1 protein-coding gene is annotated in these 1,059 nt (G+C 42.3%); it reads left to right on the top strand.

Features of this window, described 5'->3' with window-relative positions; translation table 11 throughout:
- Nucleotides 1-1,035: elongation factor Tu (tuf, locus tag Q4503_RS18765; protein WP_303603186.1), on the top strand; the 1,035-nt coding region annotated here is incomplete at its 5' end.
- Between the last annotated feature and the right edge of the window lie 24 nt (nt 1,036-1,059).

Genomic DNA, 1,059 nt, shown 5'->3' with positions numbered 1-1,059 from the left:
GATAATGCACCAGAAGAGCGTGAGCGTGGTATTACAATCAATACTTCTCACATCGAGTACGATACAGAAACACGTCACTACGCACACGTAGATTGCCCAGGCCATGCCGATTATATCAAAAACATGATCACTGGTGCAGCACAAATGGATGGTGCTATCTTAGTAGTTGCTGCTACAGATGGTCCTATGCCACAAACACGTGAGCATATCTTACTTTCTCGTCAAGTTGGTGTTCCTTACATCATCGTATTCATGAACAAATGTGATGTTGTTGATGATGAAGAGTTATTAGAGCTAGTAGAAATGGAAATCCGTGAACTACTTTCTGAATATGATTTCCCAGGTGATGATTTACCAGTAATCCAAGGTTCAGCTTTAGGCGCACTTCAAGGCGAAGAAAAATGGGAAGCGAAAGTAATTGAACTTGCTGACCAATTAGATACATACATTCCAGAGCCAGAGCGTGCAATTGATGGTGCATTCATCATGCCAATCGAAGATGTATTCTCAATCGCTGGTCGTGGTACTGTTGTAACGGGTCGTGTTGAACGTGGTATCATCAAAGTTGGTGAAGAAGTAGAAGTTGTAGGTATCCGTGATACACAAAAATCAACTTGTACAGGTGTTGAAATGTTCCGTAAGCTTCTTGACGAAGGTCGTGCAGGCGAGAACTGTGGTGTTCTTCTACGTGGTCTTAAGCGTGAAGATGTTGAACGTGGTCAAGTACTATGTGCTCCAGGTTCTATTTCTCCACACACTAAATTTGAATCAGAAGTTTATGTTCTTTCTAAAGATGAAGGTGGTCGTCATACGCCATTCTTTAAAGGATACCGTCCACAGTTTTACTTCCGTACAACGGATATCACTGGTTCAGTAGAGCTTCCTGAAGGTGTTGAAATGGTAATGCCAGGCGACAACTTGAAGTTTGTTGTTGAGCTAATTAACCCAGTAGCGATGGACGAAGGTTTACGCTTCGCAATCCGTGAAGGTGGTCGTACTGTTGGTGCTGGTGTTGTATCTGCAATCATCGAGTAATTAACACTTTATTGTAGTTAACCT

It is taken from the genome of Colwellia sp. 6_MG-2023, from assembly GCF_030547765.1.
Taxonomy (GTDB): domain Bacteria; phylum Pseudomonadota; class Gammaproteobacteria; order Enterobacterales; family Alteromonadaceae; genus Colwellia.
The sequence above is the reverse complement of the archived record's forward strand: the minus strand, read 5'-3'. Positions and strand labels throughout refer to the sequence as shown.